Annotated in this window: 1 protein-coding gene; it reads right to left on the bottom strand. The window is 58.8% G+C overall.

The window, feature by feature from the left end; translation table 11 throughout:
- Window positions 1-26 precede the first annotated feature (26 nt).
- The coding region (locus A985_RS0103260; protein ID WP_017231992.1) for an IS3 family transposase at window positions 27-587 on the bottom strand (561 nt) is incomplete at its 5' end.

The following is a 587-nucleotide window of genomic DNA, read 5'->3' as shown; positions in this document are numbered from 1 at the left end:
TGGACCGGCCAGAGTTTCATAGACACTCACGAGCCGTTTGGCGCGTAGCGCCGTTCAAACTCAATCGGTGAAAGATCGCCGGCGGAGCCATGCCGACGAACCGAGTTATAAAACATTTCGATGTAATCGAACAAGTCCGAGGTGGCGGTTGCCCGACTCGGGTAGATACGTCGTTTGATCCGCTCCTTTTTCAGGGCGCTGAAGAAGCTCTCGGCCACAGCGTTATCGTGGCAATTACCGCGACGACTCATGCTCGGTACCATGTGGTGCGCCTTCAGGAATGACTGCCAGTCATCGCTGGTGAACTGACTGCCCTGATCCGAATGCACCATGACACCGGGTCCGGGCTTTCGTTTCCAGACCGCCGCCAACAGTGCTTGTAAAACCAGATCGCTGGTCATCGTCGAGCGCGCAGCCCAGCCGACGATCTGGCGTGAGTACAGGTCCATCACGGCCGCCAGATATAGCCAGCCTTCGTAGGTCCGGATGTACGTGATGTCCGTCACCCAGACCCGGTTCGGGGCAGTCGGTGTGAACTCGCGGTTTAGCACGTTGGCAACCACGCCGACGGGGCCGCCGCGATAACG

It is taken from the genome of Pandoraea sp. B-6 (genome assembly GCF_000282835.1).
Lineage (GTDB): Bacteria > Pseudomonadota > Gammaproteobacteria > Burkholderiales > Burkholderiaceae > Pandoraea > Pandoraea cepalis.
This window is presented reverse-complemented; position numbering and strand designations above follow the sequence as displayed.